At 62.1% G+C, this 18650-nt stretch carries 18 protein-coding genes; 7 read left to right on the top strand and 11 right to left on the bottom strand.

Going from position 1 to position 18650, the window contains the following annotated elements; genetic code table 11:
* Positions 1-92: 92 nt before the first annotated feature.
* The 3 genes from ACPPVV_RS08170 to ACPPVV_RS08160 form a co-directional block, all read right to left on the bottom strand.
* Positions 93-3227 (bottom strand): LysM peptidoglycan-binding domain-containing protein, encoded by a 3135-nt coding sequence (locus tag ACPPVV_RS08170; RefSeq protein WP_426702958.1) that lies wholly within the window; start codon positions 3225-3227, stop codon positions 93-95.
* Positions 3228-3386: 159 nt separating this feature from the next.
* Positions 3387-3683, bottom strand: coding sequence for a hypothetical protein (locus ACPPVV_RS08165; protein ID WP_426702957.1), 297 nt, complete (start codon positions 3681-3683; stop codon positions 3387-3389).
* A gap of 134 nt (positions 3684-3817) precedes the next feature.
* Positions 3818-4315 carry a hypothetical protein gene (locus ACPPVV_RS08160; RefSeq protein WP_426702956.1) on the bottom strand — a complete coding sequence of 166 codons (498 nt, stop codon included), beginning with the start codon at positions 4313-4315 and terminating at the stop codon, positions 3818-3820.
* Positions 4316-4497: 182 nt separating this feature from the next.
* Here ACPPVV_RS08160 and ACPPVV_RS08155 point away from each other — a divergent pair, with 182 nt between their 5' ends.
* The gene (locus tag ACPPVV_RS08155) at positions 4498-5136 is read left to right on the top strand and encodes a GNAT family N-acetyltransferase (protein ID WP_426702955.1); all 639 of its coding nucleotides are present in this window, start codon (positions 4498-4500) and stop codon (positions 5134-5136) included.
* A 16-nt stretch (positions 5137-5152) separates the two neighbouring features.
* Here ACPPVV_RS08155 and ACPPVV_RS08150 read toward each other — a convergent pair whose 3' ends face one another.
* Together ACPPVV_RS08150 and ACPPVV_RS08145 are read right to left on the bottom strand one after the other, a co-directional pair.
* Positions 5153-5833 carry a hypothetical protein gene (locus tag ACPPVV_RS08150; RefSeq protein ID WP_426702954.1) on the bottom strand — a complete coding sequence of 227 codons (681 nt, stop codon included), beginning with the start codon at positions 5831-5833 and terminating at the stop codon, positions 5153-5155.
* A 60-nt stretch (positions 5834-5893) separates the two neighbouring features.
* A complete protein-coding gene (locus ACPPVV_RS08145; RefSeq protein WP_426702953.1) occupies positions 5894-6082 on the bottom strand; it encodes a hypothetical protein in 189 nt (62 codons plus the stop codon).
* Between the two features lie 206 nt (positions 6083-6288).
* Between ACPPVV_RS08145 and sctU the strand changes: the two genes are divergently transcribed.
* Positions 6289-7362, top strand: a complete 1074-nt coding sequence (gene sctU / locus ACPPVV_RS08140) for a type III secretion system export apparatus subunit SctU (protein ID WP_426702952.1) — start codon at positions 6289-6291, stop codon at positions 7360-7362.
* Positions 7363-7398: 36 nt separating this feature from the next.
* Here sctU and sctT read toward each other — a convergent pair whose 3' ends face one another.
* From sctT to ACPPVV_RS08110, 6 genes are read right to left on the bottom strand one after another with little or no spacing between them, the layout of a single operon-like run.
* Positions 7399-8193, bottom strand: a complete 795-nt coding sequence (gene sctT, locus ACPPVV_RS08135; RefSeq protein WP_426702951.1) for a type III secretion system export apparatus subunit SctT — start codon at positions 8191-8193, stop codon at positions 7399-7401.
* A gap of 14 nt (positions 8194-8207) precedes the next feature.
* The gene (gene sctS, locus ACPPVV_RS08130) at positions 8208-8474 is read right to left on the bottom strand and encodes a type III secretion system export apparatus subunit SctS (protein ID WP_426702950.1); all 267 of its coding nucleotides are present in this window, start codon (positions 8472-8474) and stop codon (positions 8208-8210) included.
* Between the two features lie 8 nt (positions 8475-8482).
* The gene (gene sctR / locus ACPPVV_RS08125) at positions 8483-9148 is read right to left on the bottom strand and encodes a type III secretion system export apparatus subunit SctR (RefSeq protein ID WP_426702949.1); all 666 of its coding nucleotides are present in this window, start codon (positions 9146-9148) and stop codon (positions 8483-8485) included.
* Positions 9135-10118: a hypothetical protein gene (locus ACPPVV_RS08120; protein WP_426702948.1), complete on the bottom strand. Its 984-nt coding sequence runs from the start codon at positions 10116-10118 to the stop codon at positions 9135-9137. Before ACPPVV_RS08120 ends, sctR begins: the two co-directional genes overlap by 14 nt.
* 12 nt (positions 10119-10130) lie before the next feature.
* Positions 10131-10727 carry a response regulator transcription factor gene (locus tag ACPPVV_RS08115; protein ID WP_426702947.1) on the bottom strand — a complete coding sequence of 199 codons (597 nt, stop codon included), beginning with the start codon at positions 10725-10727 and terminating at the stop codon, positions 10131-10133.
* Positions 10724-11830, bottom strand: a complete 1107-nt coding sequence (locus tag ACPPVV_RS08110; protein ID WP_426702946.1) for a sensor histidine kinase — start codon at positions 11828-11830, stop codon at positions 10724-10726. The genes ACPPVV_RS08115 and ACPPVV_RS08110 overlap by 4 nt, the downstream gene beginning before the upstream one ends.
* Before the next feature lie 87 nt (positions 11831-11917).
* Here ACPPVV_RS08110 and fliO point away from each other — a divergent pair, with 87 nt between their 5' ends.
* The 5 genes from fliO (at position 11918) to ACPPVV_RS08085 (ending at position 18642) form a co-directional block, all read left to right on the top strand.
* Positions 11918-12253 carry a flagellar biosynthetic protein FliO gene (fliO, locus tag ACPPVV_RS08105; protein WP_426702945.1) on the top strand — a complete coding sequence of 112 codons (336 nt, stop codon included), beginning with the start codon at positions 11918-11920 and terminating at the stop codon, positions 12251-12253.
* A gap of 498 nt (positions 12254-12751) precedes the next feature.
* Positions 12752-14818 (top strand): type III secretion system export apparatus subunit SctV, encoded by a 2067-nt coding sequence (gene sctV, locus ACPPVV_RS08100; RefSeq protein WP_426702944.1) that lies wholly within the window; start codon positions 12752-12754, stop codon positions 14816-14818.
* 45 nt (positions 14819-14863) lie between these two features.
* Complete coding sequence (sctC, locus tag ACPPVV_RS08095) at positions 14864-16837, top strand: type III secretion system outer membrane ring subunit SctC (RefSeq protein ID WP_426702943.1); 1974 nt, start codon at positions 14864-14866, stop codon at positions 16835-16837.
* Between the two features lie 18 nt (positions 16838-16855).
* On the top strand, positions 16856-18142 hold the full coding sequence (locus ACPPVV_RS08090) for an FHA domain-containing protein (RefSeq protein WP_426702942.1): 1287 nt from the start codon (positions 16856-16858) through the stop codon (positions 18140-18142).
* Between the two features lie 137 nt (positions 18143-18279).
* Positions 18280-18642 carry a hypothetical protein gene (locus tag ACPPVV_RS08085; RefSeq protein WP_426702941.1) on the top strand — a complete coding sequence of 121 codons (363 nt, stop codon included), beginning with the start codon at positions 18280-18282 and terminating at the stop codon, positions 18640-18642.
* Positions 18643-18650: the final 8 nt, after the last annotated feature.

Genomic DNA, 18650 nt, shown 5'->3' with positions numbered 1-18650 from the left:
GACCGCGAATCAGCTGCGCGGTCGACACGCCCCATGTGCGGAAAATCGTTCCCCTCCCCGCCCGTCACCGCAGCGACCAGTGACCGCACGGATCAACCCAGCTCGTTGACGTATACCTGGCCTTGTTCCTGGGACAGCACACCGGTGCCTTCGGCAGCCAGGATTCCGTCCCGAACGGCCTCCGGCCAGTCGTTGTACTGATAAGAACCCTGAGTGTCGAATTGCTTCACGAAACCGTCCAGGCGGTTGCTGTCTTTCAGAATCTTGATGATCTCCGCCCGATACGCCGTATCGTGATTGCCTTTGAGCAGATTGGCTATTTGCACCTGATCGCCCCCGCTCGCTATTTCATAGTCACGGTCAGCGTGCCGCCTGGCATCGGCTTCCGCCCCGACGCTTTGCGGTGCGTGCGCCTGGATATAGGCCAATACGCCGGGAATGTGCGATGCCGTTTCGAATAGCTGCGCCGCGTAGGAAAGAGGATGGGACCCGGAGGTGCCGGACATATCTTGTGCACCGAGCAGGCTGAGGTATTGCGGGTTGCCTTTCTCCAGGCTGTCCACGAAACCACCGAAATCTTCGCTACTGATGCCGCAGGCCTTGGCGGCGTTGATGACCGCCTGGGTCTGACTCGGATTGACGTCAAACAATTCCGGATGCGAAACGGCCAGTGCCTGCAAAGCCTCGGGGGACAGGTTCATGCCCTTTTGCAACTGGGTGGTCTGGCCCGAGGCCTCGCTGGCCAACGCCTTCAACGAAGCTTCCCGCTGATCGGGATCCTTGACGTTTTCGTTGACGCCCGCGTCCTCATAGAACTCCTCGGACAGTTCCGTATGCTCGTCCATGTTGGCGCGATATTCCACCAGGGCAACTCCCGCAGCAGCCACAAACGCCACGCCCACCCCGACCGGCCCCGCCCACGAACCCAGTCCGGCAGCCTCACCAAATGTGGCCAACAGCGAACCGGCCACGCCGACACCATTGAAGATCGCGCCGGCGGGATTGTGGTCTGCGGTGCTTTCGAAAACGCCTGCGGCGAACGCACCGGCACTCAGCACGCCCACAAATTTCTCGGTGATTCTTCCGGCCAGCGACGTTGCCGTGGCCCACTGGCTGAGCGAGCCGCCGTCATCGACAAGCTTCACGGTGGTCGCAAACGATCCGGCATCCTGCGCCAGGCCAACCGTGGCAGCCATCGTGTAGAGGATGTTGGACACCTTCGGATCATCGATGGATCTGCCGGCATAATTCATCAACGACGCACCGGCGATGCCCAGGCCCAGCGTACGGAACAGAATGCCCGCCGTACCGTTGGAGAACGTCATCTCCTTGAGTTCGCCCAACTCGGAGGTCGTCTTGTCGAGCGCCTTGAGGCCTTTGGCACCCATCGCATCCTGCAACGATTCGTTGTGCAGGTCGGCGATGATGGTCTTGAGCTGCTTGACGCCCGCATCCACTTCGGACTGCGGAACGCCGAGCATCGCGGCGGCTTTGGTCCGGAAACTCTCCAGCGTCTGATACGCCTTCTGCACACTGGCCGGATCGTTCGGGTTGAGCGTGCTGAGCGCCGGCAGCACTTGCGCCGATACATAGGCGGGTCCGAGCTTGGCGACGAACTCCTTGCTTTTGGCGCAGGCCTCGGTGAGGAACGAAGCCGCGGCATCGCCTGATTTGCCGGCGAACAGGGTGGAATCCTTGCTCATGGCAAACTGCAGAACGCTCTGCGTGTCCTTGTCGTTGGCCAGACTCTGCTTGAGCGCCTCGATCGCGCCGGACGATGTCGCCTTCAGCTCGGGAGGCAGCGAGGTCAGTGCACCGATATCGGCGATGATCGCCTTGCCGTCGCTGATCATTTTCTGTTGCGCTGCCTGAAACTTGTCTTTCCAGTCCTGCGGTTGTTTGTCGATCCAGGTCTGGATGCCCTTGTCGAGTTGCTCGGGCGTGAGGTTGGGCCCAAGGTTCTTGATCGCCCAGTTGAGTTTTTCGGTCAGCTTCGCGTAATCCTCAAGGTCGTGTTTGGCGGTGGCCTGCAGACCCTCCACGCCTTTCTCCACATCGTTGAGGATCGCGCCCGCGTCCTGGTCCTTGCCAGCCTGCTGCAATTGCTTGGCGAGCTCCAGCGAGAGTGCGGGGCTGGCGCCATCGGCGACCGTCGTCTTGATCGAACCGGTGAACGGATCCTCGAATCTTCCCGACCAGGTTTTCAGCTGCTGCGAATAGGCGCTGGCGATCTCGGTGGTGAGCTGCTTTGCCTCGGTGGTATCGCCCAGCGCGCCGACCACACGCGACAGATTGTCGAACGGGCCTGAACCACTGTAGTTCGCATCCACGCCGGCGATCTTCTGGATCGTGGGCATGCTTTGCCGGACCAATTCGGCAGCCAGTTGTGGTGGCATGCCGGAGGTTGCATCGAGCAGTTGTTTCGAGGCGTCGAGCGCGGCCTGCTGATCTTCTCCCGCGGCCTTTTCGGAAACGCCATCGTAAGGTTTGCCGACATCCGCCGCCGCCTGCTTCAGCCAGCCCTGCACACGCGGATCGGCGAGCACCTTGTCGATCACCGCTTGCGGCTGGCCCTGCAGGATGATGCCCTTCAGTTTGTCGGCAGCGCTCCAGTCGCCGCTATAGCCGGGTATCAGGTTTTCCGCCTGACGCTGCACCTGATAATCGGCGACGACACTTTTGATGTCTGCTTGCGCCGACGAATCGCTCGCGTAGCGCTTGAGGATATCGTCGCCAAACTGCGTGATCTGCTGACTTTCCGGCGTGCGGTATTGCGGGGGTACGCCGGCATTCGCGGTGGCGACGTTGCCGGCGATCTCTGCCTTCAGCGCGGTATCGAACGCCTGCTTCGCCTGTGCGGCGGCGGCGCTGTCCGCATTGACATCGGCATGTCCAGCCGGCGATCGCTTGTCGCTGGCCAGCAGGGTTTTCGCTTGCTGGTAGGCCTTGTAGGCGGCATCGGTCTTCTGCGACGGGGTCTGTGTGGTTTGCGGCGCGGCCTCCGTCTGCACTGGCTGCACCGCGTTCGGCGGAAGCGTCAATTTCTGTCCGACGGCAAGCGTCGTCGTCGTGGCGATATGGTTGCTGCGTGCCAGTTCCTCCGGCGTGACATGGAAGGTCTTGGCGATGCTTTCCACCGTATCGTGTGGCTTGACCGTCACGCGAGGCGGCGGAAGCGATGACTGTGCAACGTAGCGGACGGAGGAATTGGAGTCGACAGGAAACATGGCGATGCTCGCAGATGACGACGTGGGGAGTCTGGGGTATCGGAACCGGCGATCACGGTGAGCGAGACAGGTTGAAGGACGAACTCGCTGCCGCATGACCGGAAAAACAAAAGCGCCAGGCAGTTGCTGGCGCTTTTGAGTGCCTCGAGCGCGGGCTTGTCAGCCCTTCTGCACCAAGGTGTTGTCCGCGTCTCCCACCGACTTCATCACGGTGCTGATGGCGGTGACGAGCAGCGAGTATTGCTGGGTCGCGACCTGCAGATCGGTGTTGGCGTCGTTGCCGGCCGAGGTGCTCTTGCCGCCGGTATCCATCGCCTTGCCGTCCGCCACCATGCGGTTCTGCAGCGAAGTCATGGCCTTCGAGAGCGCCTTGGCGAGTGCTGCCATCCAGCTGCCATCGCTTGCGCTATCAACCGGGGTCGAAAAAGAAATGTTCTGTGTGCCGCTGACGGACATGTCGATTCTCCTGGATGGATTTGAGTTGCGTGATCCGTTTGCCGAAATTCGAAAGCTGTTGGCGCTGGTACGGTTCCATTGTCGCTATCGCCCTACGCCTGAACAGCTAGGACGGACCCTAGCTAGGACCGTACCTAGGACTTCTGGAGCTTCTGTTCGAACGCGCGCGCCAGGTCGGACGGCATGCCTTGCGGCAACGGTGCGGCGGGACGGTCATTGGCGTCGGCGGATGGGTTTTCGTTGCGCTGACGAATCGCCCGCAGATTCTGTGCCACCTCATCGAATTGCCGCGCGACGTCGGCCACGCCGGTGGCGCTGATCTCGCCACGCTTTTGCATGGCCTGCAGGTAGGCGCCCCACTCGCGCGTTGTCTGCTCCCAGTCGGTCAGGACCTCTTCCGGCGTTTTTGACTGGTTCGCCGCATCTTGCAGGGCCTGATCGAAAAGCTGCACGGCTTCACGTCGCGCCGCTGGCGTGATGTCCGACTCGCCTTCCAGCGATGCCGTGAATTCCTCGAATACCGATCGGACGAGATCGTTACGATTGTCTTCTTCATTGACCATGGATTGAACTCGCTGGAGAGGATCGGGAACTGCGTACCGGGAGTGTGCACTGGCCAAGTTCGTGATCAACCTAGGGCAAACCCGAGGTCGATGTCGCCGGGTCGGACTGGTTGCTGCGATGCGGGCAACGTCGGAACTAGGGAATCCCCGAGCTATGCAACGCCTCGGTGTTGGTCAAGAGTGGGACATGACATGAAATGGTCATGTGCAGCAACGTAGCTGCGTGATCTTGCGAGGACAGGAGATTCCGTGTGAACCGCCATGAAATCCCGTCTTCCGCGGACGCAGTCAATGCACGCAAGATTACCGATCCGGATACAGCGGCCACTTCGCCGAAAGACACCGGCGATTCTGCCGAACTCCAGGTTGGCTGCTCGCGGCGACTGACCCTGAGAAGCATCGGCTACGTGGATATTCCCGACCTCAGTCGGCTGTATGCGAGCACCATGAGGCATCCACTGCTGGTGGAAAGTCCGACGCGATTCATCGATGTCGCCGCCCAGGTCGCCCGCATCAATCGCTGCTACGCCACTCGACCCGGGCTGGGCGTCTGGCGGGCCGATACCCATGACGGCCACTTCATCGGTACCTTTTCGCTGCTGCCCGTGGAGGACAGCGACGACGTGCAGGTCGGTGCCCGCCTGACACCCGAAGTATGGGGCCGCTGGTATGCGATCGAGGGTGGACATCTGCTATGTCGGCAGGCATTCGAATCACTCGGACTTCCCCGCTTGATTGGCTACTGCCATCGCGACCATCTGACGGCTCGCCGCGTGCTCACGCGTTTCGGCTTTCAGGACATGGGTGTACACGGCGATCCGACACGCCTGGTACAGCGATACGAGCTCGACGCGTCCGCCTGGCGCGAGGCGCGACGTCTCTACACCTGATCGAACGTTCGCGGGATCAAAGCCTGTGCACAATCCAGCCGCTGGGCACGGGATCGGTGGGCGCGGTACCGCGCAGCGCCGCCTGCACCACCTGCTCGGCCGTGTTCGCCGGCTGCTGCCAGCTCTGCGAAAGCCGGTTGAGGATGTCGCGACTGTCGCGGGTGAACGTGCCTTCGAGTTCATTGCTGGCATCGGCGGCCAGCTTGTCCGCATAAAGTTGTCGCAGCTGCGGGTTCAGCCCGAACAGGCTGATCAGCTTGCGCAAGGCATCGGCATACAGCGGCTCTTCCAGCATCGGCCGCTGGGTCTGCTGGCAATACCAGACCGTCAGATATTCGATCGGGCCGAGCAGTCGTTTGCGCGTCATGGGCGCCGACGAACCGGAAGGCGTGAGGGTCTCATCATCGGTACGGCTGGAGCCGCCCCACGCACTCAACTGCCCGCTAGGCAGATCCATCCGTTGCGCGGCGGCAGCCAGCAAATCGGTGACCAGCTGTTTCGCCGACGTGTCTTCGCTTTCGGCCACGATCAACAGGATCTTCAGGAATACCGGATAAGCCTCGTCCCCCAACTGGCGCACCAGCCGTTTGGCCAGCGCCAGGCGCATGTCGCTGGACGACTCCTGCTGCAGCGCGGAGACCAGCCGCCGCGTGATTTCCAGCAGCGGCTCGGTGAGCGAATGGAAAACGGGGTCCATGGGCGTAGCTTAACCGGCCAGGCGTGGCATCGCAGTGCAGGAAACAACGCCCGGAAAGCATCAGCCCAGCGGCGCCAGGATATGGCCGACCACCTGCTCGATGTCGCCTGACGCCGTTGCGGGAAAATTGCCGCTGGCATGGAACGACCGGTCCGACGCGCCCACACCGGCCCACACATCCAGGCCGATCAGCTGGTTGCCGCTGACCGTGCCGAGCGGTTTTGAAGCGAACCCGGCACGGCCGGACACCGCATCGATCCCACTGAGGGACGGTGCAGCAGCGCGTGATTGGAGATCGCCAACGTTCATGATTTGGAATGGCCATTGGGTTTACGGCCGGAAGTCTAGGCCGTTTTTGGGGTACGGTGGCAGCTGGGATAATCCCTAGGTGGCCGCTGTTTACCGGTTTGGTCACACTGAACCACCAGGCGCCAGACATGCCAAGCAGGTGAAGCGTGGCCGACAAGAACCAGGACAGCGGCGACCGTACCGAAAAGCCGACGCCCAAACGTCTGCGCGACGCGCGCAAGGACGGCGACGTACCCAAGAGCCGCGAGCTCACCAGTACGGCGCTGGTGCTGGCGTGGCTGCTGATGATCATGCTGGGCATGCCGATGATCCATTCGCGCCTGGAAGGCTTGTTCGACACGGTGATGCTCGATTTCAGCCTGCCCTTCGACCAGGCCCTGAAGCATGCGGGGGCCGCCACCGTGGAAGTGTTCCTGTGGCTTACCGTGCCGTTCCTCTTGGGTGCCATGGCCATCGGCGTGCTGGTTGAGTTTCTCCAGGTCGGGCCGGTTTTCGCACCCAAGAAGGCCAAGCCCGATGCCAGCCGGGTGAATCCCGCCGAAGGGATGAAGCGGTTGTTCTCGCAACAAAACCTGGTCGAGGTGATCAAGGCGTTCGCCAAGAGTTGCCTGCTGATCGGCTTGTTCGTCTGGGTGCTGCATTCGCTGATCGGGCAATTCGTGTTGCTACCCTACGCACCGCCCGAAGCCATCGGTGAGGCGCACTGGATGGCGGTCAAGCGGCTCGCCGCCGGCGTTCTGTTCGTGTTCTTTTTCGTATCCGTGCTGGATGCGTTCTATCAGCGCTACGCGTTCACCAAAAAAATGCGCATGAGCCGGCGCGATATCCGGCAAGAGCTGAAAGACAACGAGGGTGATCCGATGGTCAAGGGCCGTCGCCGCCAGTTGCACCAGGAGTGGTCGCAACAGAACACCCTGGCGGGCGTGCGCAAGGCCAGCGTGGTGGTGACCAACCCCACCCATCTGGCCATTGCTATCCGCTACGAACCCGGCGAGGACGACCTCCCGATCGTCGTCGCCAAGGGCGAGGACCATCAGGCGGCCTTGATACGCCAGGCTGCGGAGGAAGCCGGCGTGCCGATCATGCGCAACGTGACGCTGGCCCGCGGGTTGTACGAACAGGTCGAGGTCGATGAGTTCCTGCCCAACGATTTCTTCGAAGCCGTGGCCGAGCTATTGCGCTGGGCGGAGTCGATCCGCGAATCGCGCGACGGGAAATAGCCGTCCATCCGGGTCGAGGATCCGCCGTTTTTCCGCTCAGTGCAGCACGTGGTGCAGTTCGCGCAGCAGACCGCGGTTCTCGTAGAGTTTGCGCATCACCACTTCCACCATCGCCCCCAGCGCCAGTAACAGTACCCAGGTGGAAACCCAGGACTTGATCGGCATGGCCAGCGCAAACACGTTGAGCTGTTGCGCGTAGCGATTGACCAGGCCAAGCGCGATATCCACCAGCGACATCACCACCAGCATGGGTGCGGAAAACACCAGCACCGCGGTCATGAGGTAGCTGAACTGGTTCACGAAGAAGACCATGCCGCCGGGTTCGAGCGGTGGCAGCATGCTCGCCACGGGCCACAGCTTATAGCTGGACATCAGCAGGTCGAGAAACACGCTGAACGCGCCGGTGACCATGAACAACCATGTCGCCAGCTGCATCAGGAAAACGCTCGACAGCGTGCTCTGCTGTCCGGCGATCGGGTCCATGTCCATGGCCATCGACGAACCGGCCTTGGTGTCGATCACGCTGCCGGCGGCGGCCAGCGCCCAGAAAACCATGCCGAAACAGAATCCGATCAACAGCCCGATGAAGACCTCCTTGCCAAGCACCAGCGCCCAGGTGGCGCCGGTCATGATGGTGGTACCGGGACTTGCCGCCGCCGCCATCGGATAGGCCAGGATCGCCAGGCTCACGTAGAAACTGTTTCGCACCAGCGACGGCACCGTCTCCGACGTCATCAGTGGCAACACCAGGAAGGCCGCGACGATGCGCGGCAAGGTCACGGCGACACCGGTCAGCTGGTCGCTCAACTCCTGGATGGAAAACGGCGTCATGGCCGGGACGATCATCAATGGAGCATGCCGGGAAAGCCGCTGAACAATCCGTCGGCGAATTTGAACAGCGTACCGCCGAGCATCGCCGCCGTCCCCAGCAACGCGAGCACCACCACGATGAATTTCACCGCGTAGGGAAAAGTCTGTTCCTGAATCTGCGTGGCGGCCTGCAGGAAGGCCACCACCAGGCCGGCGATCGCCGCCGCGAAGATCGGTGGCCCCGACAACACCAGCACCAGCCACAGGGCCTGGCGTGCCAGCTGGATTTCCTGATCGTACATGCCGCCTCCTACTGATATGTCAGCACGAGGCCGTGGATGAGTTTGGCCCAGCCACTGAGCAACACGAACAGCAGCAGCTTGAACGGCAACGAGACCATCGTCGGCGACAACATCATCATGCCCATCGCGAGCAGGATGTTGGACACCACCAGGTCAATCACCAGGAAAGGCAGGAACAGCAGGAATCCGATCTGGAACGCCTCGGTCAATTCGCTCACCGTGAACGCCGGCACGATCACCATGTAGTCGTCCGCATTCAACTCCGCCTGGCGATCGGGTGGCAAGAGCCGCTTGGCGCTCTGCAGAAAGAAGCCACGTTCACTGTCATGGCTGTGCTTGATCAGGAATTGTCGCAAGGGCTCCTTTCCGGATTGCACGATCTGGCCGAGCTTGTCCATCGTCATCGGCCCAGGCGCCTGCGTACTCATCTGTATCTGCGCGTCCTTGTAGGTATCCATGATGACCGGGTTCATCACGTACACCGATAGGATGATCGCCAGACCATTGATCACCACGTTCGGCGGCACCTGCTGCAGGCCCAGCGCATTGCGCAGCAGGCTCAACACCACCACGATCTTGGTGAACGACGTCACCATCACCGCCACGAACGGCGCCATCGCCAGCGCCACCACCAGCGTGATGACGAGGGCGGGCGAAAAATTACCGAGATCCATGACCGCCTTCCTTATGGGTGATGCGCACACCAAGCCATGCGCCCATGCCAACCAGCTCGCCCTCGCCGAAACGGCGACCATGCAGCACGATGCCGACCGTGCTGCCGATCAACGACGCCTCCTGAATTGCCACGCTGCCGGGTTGCAGCCGGGATACTTCCTCCAGCGGGGCGGTCAGGCTGGTGATCAAAAACTGCGGCCTGGCCGGCTCGATACTGCTGTTGAGCACTGCCTTGGCGGTAACCATCCATTGCCCTTGCTGCAAGCGCACCGCCCAACCGTCCGGGAGTCCGAACACATCTTTCGTCTTCTCGCGATCAGGCTGCAGTCGCCCTTCGCAGTCGACTTCGGTGCCCATCAACAGCACGTCGCCGATCACCAAGGCGGCCATCGATGCGGCATCCAGCAGCCGACCGGGAACGATCAGGTTGAGCGTCACCGCGTCGATGCGGCCGATCGTGGACAACCGGCCGGAATCGCGTTTCCACCCAGCCGAATCGGCTAGCGGTTGAATGGCCTCGCGCGTCAACCCGAGCCAACCACGCTGCTCGCCGTTCGCATGGTCGCGCCAGGCAAGTTCGAGCCAGGCCTGGTCGTCGGACACGCTCGTCCGGAACGCCGTCGGCAACAAGGCGCCCCCAAAAAGTTGCGACAGCGCGGCCAGCAGATCCTCATGCGCCAACGACCATGCCAGCAACCGTGCCTCACCGTCGTAGTCCTGCCAGTGCAGGTCGCCGAGTGGACTCGCCCCGCGTTCCTGCTCCAGCACGATCGACAGGTTGCACGCAGGAGATTCCAGCATCACTCGCTGGTCCGTCGTCGGGGGTTGTGGCTGGGTTCCCGCGCGCAGCTCCAGTACGCCCGCGTCGCCTTCCTGCTGCAAATGGTTGCCCCTGGCCAACAGGACACGGGCCGTTTCGCGCAGGTTTTCCCATGACGCGTCCAGCTCACGGATGCTGTCATTCGACATGGCATTCATCCGTCAACCCTGCCCGAGCACGACGCGGGTCAGCTCGACCACGTTGTGCGCGCCGAGCTTGGCCATCAGGTTGGCCCGATGCAGCTCGACTGTCTTCGGACTGATTTTCAGGTCGTCGGCAATCACCTTGTTGAGTTTGCCGGCCATGATGCCGTCCAGTACCTGCCGCTCGCGCCGCGTCAACGTGGTCAGCGCGCTCGATGCCGCCCGCGGCGCATGGTTGCTCATGGCCGTGTGGATGGCCTCGACCAGCAGCGGCGCGTCGAAGGGCTTTTCGATGAAATTGGCGGCGCCGTGGCGCATGGCATCCACCGCCAGCGGCACATCGCCGTGCCCGGTGACAAAGATCATCGGCAACGAAACGCCGCGATGGGACAACTCACTCTGCAGCTCCAGTCCGCTCATGCCGGGCATGCGGATGTCACTGATCACGCAACTGCGGGCAGGCGGCGCCTCCCGCGAGAATTCCTTCAACAAGGCTTCGGCGCTCGAAAAATCCCGCACCTGAAAGCCGGCCTGCTCCAGTATCCACACGCAGGATTCGCGGAACTCCTGATGATCGTCGACCAGATGGATGCGGGTGTCGGCCATCGCGGTCATGCGCCGACGCCCCGCGGTACTGTAAACACCAGCGCGCAACCCCTGCCGTCCGGATTGGGCTCGGCGAACAGGCGCCCTTCGTGGTATTCGATGATCGATCGGCAGATCGCCAGGCCGATGCCAAGCCCGTCGGGTTTCGTGGTGAACATCGGACTGAACAGCTTGCGCATGCCGTCCTCGTCGATGCCGCAACCCTGGTCGGCCACGCGCAATTCCACCATGCCGTCGTAGTCGACCCGCGCGGACACCGTGATCAGACGTCGCGATGGCTCGGTATCGCGCATCGCCTCGATGGCGTTCTTGATGAGGTTGAGCAACACCTGCTCGATCATCACCCGATCGGCAAAGATCATCGGCAATTCCGCCGGCAGCGAATGGCGGATGCTGACCTGGTGCTGTTCTGCTTCGAGCCGCAGCAATTCGGTAACGCCCTGGATGAGCTGCGGGAGATCCAGATTCTGCCGATGCGGTTCCCGGCTGCGCACGAACTCCCGGATGCTGCCGATGATCTGCGCCGCCCTCTCCGTCTGGCGCCTGGCCAGCCGGATGCCCTGCAACAGCCGCTCGTTGTCGGGCGCAGCCACTGCCATCTGCTCGCAACCTGAAAGGTAGTTGATGGCGGCGCCCAGCGGCTGGTTCAATTCGTGCGCCAAAGTGGTTGCCATCTCGCCGACGCTCATCATGCGTGAGGTCGACAGCAGTTGCTCGTGCTGTTCGCGGTGACGACGAAGCGACTCGATGCACTCGCTCATGTTGGTGATAAACAGTGCCTCTGCCGGCACGCCAAGCGCCAGTTCCCGGCGATCCACGCGATACCAGCGTCGACTGTGCGGGGCGTAATAAGTGCGTTGATCGCCCTGCCCGCCCACGAACTCGAATGCCGCCTCGAAGATCGCCCGCTCCGGCGCGTCGGCAAACTGCGAGAACTCGGCGCGAAACGCGGCATTGCTCATCAGCGCCTGGCCATCGATGCGGCTGAACACGATGCATGGTGCGGGCAGCACGTCGATCAACGCATACCCTTGCTGCTCACCGCCCTCGACCATCCCGGAAGGCGGATTTCTCGGGACCGTCGTCTTGCGGTCTATGCGGCTCACAGGCATCGTTGCCTATATCCTTGCGTTAAGCGGAAATCGCACCGTGCTTGTCTCAATGCCATAACTATTGTTAACCAGAGGTCGATAATGTTGATGAACAAATTGCTACTTAACGCGGTGGTCACATTATTTGACCCCGGTGCGGCTTCGACGACCTCTACTTCCAATGGCGGCATGTGGTTTGCACTACTGGTTCCCTTGATAACGATTACTGCCGGCCTGCTGGCGTTGTTGTGGTGGTTGCGTCGCGGTCGCACGCTGGGAAGCGGCGGGAACCGCGGCCCGATGAAAATCGTTCAGGCCGTTGCGGTGGGTGCCCGCGAACGCGTCGTCGTGCTCGACGCGCAAGGCCGCCGACTGGTCCTCGGTGTCACGGCCCAACGGGTGGAACTGATTGCGGAACTGCACCGGGAAGACCCTGAAACATAATCACGCGAACATTTACCCATGTGCCCGTATACATACATATGAGTGGCAAGGTATACGCAACGATATAAGGCACCAATTTACCCGGCTTTCCGTGACTCTTTAACGACGCTCTTCACACAAACTCGCAGGCCCTTTGTGCCGATGCATAATCGCTAAGTTAGTACCATTTGACGGATAAACCGGACAACCTAGGGTTTCCCCTAGGTTGTCCGGTCGTCATATTGGCGTGCTAGCTTCATTACTCCGATTGCCGACAGGGGGCATCGGCTGAAATGCCGGTTGCATCACGCACGGCAATACCAGCAGACGGCATTATTCGCGGCAGCATCATGGCTGTTGGAGATGCGATGTCCAGTGACTGGAGTGGGATGTGAGTTCAAGAATCGCCCTGCACGGATTACCGGGTGTACCGCAGGTTGCCAGGGATTACGACCTTCCGTCGCGCAATGACATCGCTGTCAGCCAGGGGCATCCATTCCACGAACACGGCGCCGGCTGATGGCTGCATCCGCCCTGTTCACGCGCATGTTCAACAGCAACGGTTCGTCGCGCAGCTATAGCGACCTCGTGCTGGTGGCCGGTGTCGTGGCGATCATCGGACTGATGATCCTGCCGCTTCCCATGGTGGTGATCGACGCGCTGGTCGCATTGAACATGCTGATCGGCATCGGGCTGCTGCTGATCGCCATCTACATCCCCGCACCCGTCGCCTTTTCCAGTTTTCCGAGCGTGCTGCTGCTCACCACGCTGTTCCGGCTGGCGCTTTCGATCGCGATCACGCGATCGATCCTGCTCAATGCAGATGCCGGTGAAATCATCGATACCTTCGGCAACATCGTGGTCGGCGGCAATCTTATCGTCGGCCTGGTGGTGTTCCTGATCATCACCGTGGTGCAGTTCATCGTGGTTGCCAAGGGCGCCGAACGGGTCGCCGAAGTGGCCGCCCGCTTCTCCCTGGACGCGATGCCCGGCAAACAGTTGTCGATCGACTCGGACCTGCGCTCTGGGCTGCTGGAAAAGGAAGAGGCCCGCCGCAAGCGACGATTGCTGGAGGTCGAGAGCCAGCTGCACGGTTCCCTCGACGGCGCCATGAAGTTCGTCAAGGGTGATGCGATTGCCGGCATCGTGATCATCGTGATCAACCTGCTCGGCGGTCTCGGCGTCGGCGTGATGATGCATGGCATGAGCCTGGGCGACGCCACGCATACTTATAGCGTGCTCACCATCGGCGACGGTCTGGTGGCGCAGATCCCCGCCCTGCTCGCGTCGATTTCCGCCGGTCTGATCGTGACGCGCACCGCGGGCGAGGAAGACGATCGCAATCTCGGCGCGGTCATTGCGCGGCAGATCTCGAATGAACCGCGGGTGTTGATGATCCTCGGCGGCATCGCGCTGTGCCTGATGCTGGTGCCGGGGTTTCCGGTCGTCGTGTTTCTTCCGATCGGCCTGGCACTGGTTTCCCTGGCGGCCTGGCGCATGCGTGAGCGCGTCGGCATGTTTCGCAAGATGTTCAAGGTGCCAGACAGCCAGACCGAGTTGCTCCCGCCCGACGTGGCTGACACCGATGCCCTGACACCGCCCGCGGCATTGTTGCTGGAAGTGCAGTTGACGGCACTGCAAACACTGGGGGCCGCTTCGGTACGCACGCTGTTTCGCCATGTCGTGGGCGCACTGCGCGAAGAGTATGGCGTGCCGCTGCCCAAGCCCGCACTGCGTGCCGGCCTGGCGCTACCGGAGAATGGCTATGCGCTCTATGCCTACGGCGTGCGCATTGCCTACGGCGTGATCAAGCCTGACCAGCTTTTTCTTCCCGGGCGAGCGGCATTGCCGGCACCACACGCCACCGGGAACGCACTGGCAATCAATGCCGTCGCCGGATTCCCTGGGCGTTGGGTGGCGGGGGACAGCCCTTTTGCGGCGGAAGCGCTGGATGCTGCGCAAATGCTGCGCGAACATCTCCGGCTGGCGCTGGAGCGGCACCTCTCGCTGTTCATCGGTATCCAGGAAACCTCCAATCTGTCGAACGGCCTGAGCCGCGACTATCCCGATCTCGTGCGCGAGATGCTCCGCGTCGTCTCGCCTCAGCGAGTCGCCGAGGTGCTCAAACGCCTGGTCGAGGAGCGCGTGCCGATCCGTCAACTGCGCGACGTGTTCGAAGCCATCACCGACGCCGCGAGCCGCGAGAAAGACATCGTGCTGGTCGCCGAGTACGTCCGCATGGCGCTGCGCCGGCATCTCAGCTATCGCTACGCCGACCAGTCCCATGCACTGCACGTGCTGGTGGCACGACCGGAACTCGAAGAGCGCCTGCGCCGTTCCGTGCACACCGGCCCGGCCGGAACGCAGCTAGCGGTGGAACCGGAATTGGCAAGTCACCTGCTGGCCCAGATCGGCGAGTACGCACGTGGCGAACATGGGGCCTCCATGGTGTTGCTCAGCTCGATGGATGTACGCCGCCATCTGCGCAAGCTCACCGAGGCCGAATACGCCGACATTCCGGTGCTTTCCTACCAGGAACTGGTGCCGGATCTGCAGTTGATCCCGGTAGGACAACTGGCCGCCTGAAGGGCGGGACTTCAATCACTTTACGACAGGCAAGGGATCCTCTAAATGCGTAGAAACAGAAGCACTTCGGGACGGATACGCCAGCGGGCCTTGATGGGCCTGCTGGCCGTTCTTCTGTTTTCCGCGACGGCCGTGCAGGCTTCGTCCATCCCCTTCAAACGCGGTACTACCGAGGTGCAAAGCGACAAGACGCTGCATGAAATCCTGCCCGACTTCTTTCACGACCAGGGCCTCGAAGTCGTGCTCAGCTCGCAGGTCGCAGCCCGCAGCGGCACCGTCAACGGCAACTTCAAAGGCACCTATGCGCAGGTATGGCGTCGTATCGCCGACAGCAACAACCTGCTCGCCTACTGGGACGGTTCGGCCGTCTATGTGTACCTGAACTCGGAACGGCAGACCGACTACTCCACCGTCCCGCTACCGGCGGAGCAGCAGTTTCTGGCTGCGATGGCCAGCGTGAACTGGGCCGACACGGCCACCGGCAACATCTGGAAGCTGGAGCCCAGCACTGGCCTGATCACCATCACCGGCACCAAGCGCTTTGCCGAACAGGTCAAGCAGATGGCGCAAACCGTGTCGGGGCTGGGCCAGAATCCCGACACCCGCTTCAAGTTCTATCCGCTGAAATATGCATGGGCGGCCGACACCACGATGACCGTCGGCAATCGCCAAGTGACCATTCCCGGCGTCGCCAGCGTGTTGCGCGAACTGGTAGGCAACTCCGGCGGCAACGGCCAGTTCAGCGGTGCGCGCGAACGGATGATTTCCGCACGCCAGCGTGGCTTGCGTGGTCAGGGCCTTGCCGCCAGCGGCGGCCAGCCACCGCCGCCCCTGGGTGACTACAGCACACCGCAACAGGACGACGATGGTCTGGATCAGCCTAACGCACCGTTGGCCCCGGCCGTGCAACAGGGAGGTTTGCAAAGCGTGGGCGGCAGCGGCCAGAGTCGCGTGGTCGCCGATACGTTCCGCAACGCGATCATCGTTCGCGACACCGCCGATCGGCTCGCCATGTACGACGAATTGATCCGTCAGCTCGACGTCGCGCCGCAAATGGTGGAAATCGAAGCGACCATCATCGACGTCGACAAGAGCAAGGCCCGCAAGCTTGGCGTCAACTGGTTCTACCGCAACGGCCGCACCACGGTTGGCTTCGATGGCACTACCGATGCCTCGTCGCTTTCCACCAAGGCCACCTTGCTGGCGGCACTTGGCCTGGGTGACACCAGCTATCTGCCGGCGCTGTTCGGCAATGGTTTCCAGGTCGGCGCGATCCTTGGCAATCCGGCAAAGTTCGTCGCCAACGTCAATGCACTGGAGGATGACGGCGTAACCCATGTGGTGACCCATCCACAGGTCATCACGATGGACGACGCCGAAGCGGTGATCCAGAGCATCCGCACCGTCTACGTCCCCGTGCAGGGCGCCTACAACTCCGATCTCTACAACGTCGTCGCCGGCACCACGCTGCGCGTGACGCCGCACGTCGTGATGGAAAACGGCCAGCCGCGCATCCGCGTGATGGTGCAGATCGAAGACGGCAACATCAGCTATTCGGCCAAGGACGCGAACAAAGTCCAGTACCCCATCGTGAGCCAGAACGCGGTCAACACCCAGGCGGTCATCGCCGATGGCCAGGGTTTGCTGCTCGGAGGATTGATTCAGGATCAGGGGCAGAACATGGAGCACAAGATTCCGATTCTTGGCGACATCCCCCTGCTCGGTTACCTGTTCAAGACCGTCCAGAAGGAGCGTGATCACACCGAGCGGTTGTTCCTGATCACGCCGAGGCTGGTGGCGCTGAATCACATCACCGGACAACAGACCCCCAGCTCTTCACAGGTGAATATCGAGACCCAGCAGCAACTCGACAAGCTGCAGGAACAGAAAAACGCCTGGTGGAATCACGGGAAAAACCCGCCGATCCAGCAACCGTTGCCATCGCCTGCGCCGGTCCCGTCGCAACCCATCACGGTGCAGTCGGTGCACACCGCGGCTCCCGTGCAAACCAGGCACTGAGGACAAAGCGATAATGTCATGAGCAGCATGCCCGCCAACCTGAGCAAGTCGAAAGCGACCCGGCACAACGTGGAGAAATCTCCACGCGTGCAACTCAGCTTGCGCGTGTTGACCGGCACGCATGCGGGGGCGGAAATCCGCCTGCCCGACCGTGGCATCCTGATGATCGGACACGCCGATGACTGCGACCTGATCCTTGCCGACGAAGGCATCGCCGCGCATCACTGCGTGCTCACGGTAGTCGGTGACCAGGTGTTGTTGCGCGCCATGGATGGCAGTGTCGCCACCCACGACGGTCCGATCGCCGTCGGCGAAAACATCACGCTCGAGCATTTCGCCGTCGCCCACCTGGACGGCGTCCAGCTGGCCGTGGGGCCGCACTGGAACGAGCGTTGGCAGAGCCTCACCGATGCAGCCGGTACCGGCGCATCGATGTTCACGAAAAACCAGCTCGATGGACGTCGCCGCGGCCTGCTCAGTGTCGTCGCCTTGCTGTTGCTGGTCGCCATGCTGGTGCTGTTCGGCAGCTGGAAAGTGAACCATCCGATCGTCATGGCCACGCACACGGCCGACCAGCAACTCGGGCAGGCACAGGCCATCCTCGGTGACATGTCATTGCGGCACGTCAAGGCCAGCGTCGGCGACGACAACCGTTTGCTGATACGCGGCGTGGTCAACAGCGCCGCGCAGCTGCCGCAGCTCAAGAGCCGGCTTTCCGCGGCCAGCCTGAACACCGAGCTGACCGTCCGCGACTGGCCCAGCGTGGCCAAGCAGGTCAACGACATCTTTGCCATGCACGGCTACACCGTCGAAACGACGATGCTCGATCAGGGCGACATCGTGGTCGCCGGTCACTTTGGCGATCATGAAAACGGCATCAAGGTGCAAAAGGAAGTGCTCGGTTCCAGCGACATGCAAAAGCTCGGCACCGACCTGCTCGGCCTGCGCCTGGCAACAAAGAACTATGACGAAACGCCGGAAGGTCCGCCGCAGCTGCCCCCCGGAAAGCGCATCCGTCATGTCAGCAGCGGCGAGGACAGCTATCTGATCACCCGTGATGATTCACGCTATTACCCCGGGGCGACGTTGCCGCAGGGCGGCGTGTTTCTTGCCGTGTCGGACAACGGAAACATTCTTGTGCGCATGCCGGACAACAGCCTCAAGCAGCTTGAAAGAGACGACGACTACACGATCCCGCACACGATCGACGAGACGAGCTCGGCCAATTTCCTGCCCGCCGGCTCTGCGTCGGCGGCAGCGCCAGCAGCCTCGGCTTCCGTGGGGGTGCCAGCAGATCAGCATTGAAAGGAAAGCGTACCGGGCCTCACGGCCTTCCCGCGTCGAACGGCTGAAGCCGCTTGGCGCTCCAGTGGATCGGACAGCACCGATCCTGTTACAGGCCCCGCCTCCGGCGTGGCTGTCACGAAGCTAAGGAGACCACCATGAGCAGCAATACCATCAACACGGCAGGCGGCAACACCCAGTTCCCCGACATCTCGGCCGGTAGCGCAGCCGCCGGTCAGTCGGCCAGCAACGACCAATCCAAGAGCTGGTTCGAAGCCATGGCCAAGGCATGGGGCAACGCACTCGACCAGCAGGCGTCGAAAGTTACCGCCCTGTCCGATCAGGTCAGCAATGGCTCGGGCGGCGGCGCCGACGGCCAGGCCAGCAGCGGCTCGGACAATCCGTCCGTATTGACCCAGCTCACCGCCGAAAGCCTGAAGATGCAGTTCCTCTCGACCAGTGCATCCACCTCGGACAACGCCGTTGGCCAGGCGCTCGACAGTCTGGGTCGCAAGCAGTAATCGCCGAC

The organism is Rhodanobacter sp. Col0626 (assembly GCF_049994385.1).
Lineage (GTDB): Bacteria > Pseudomonadota > Gammaproteobacteria > Xanthomonadales > Rhodanobacteraceae > Rhodanobacter.
This window is presented reverse-complemented; position numbering and strand designations above follow the sequence as displayed.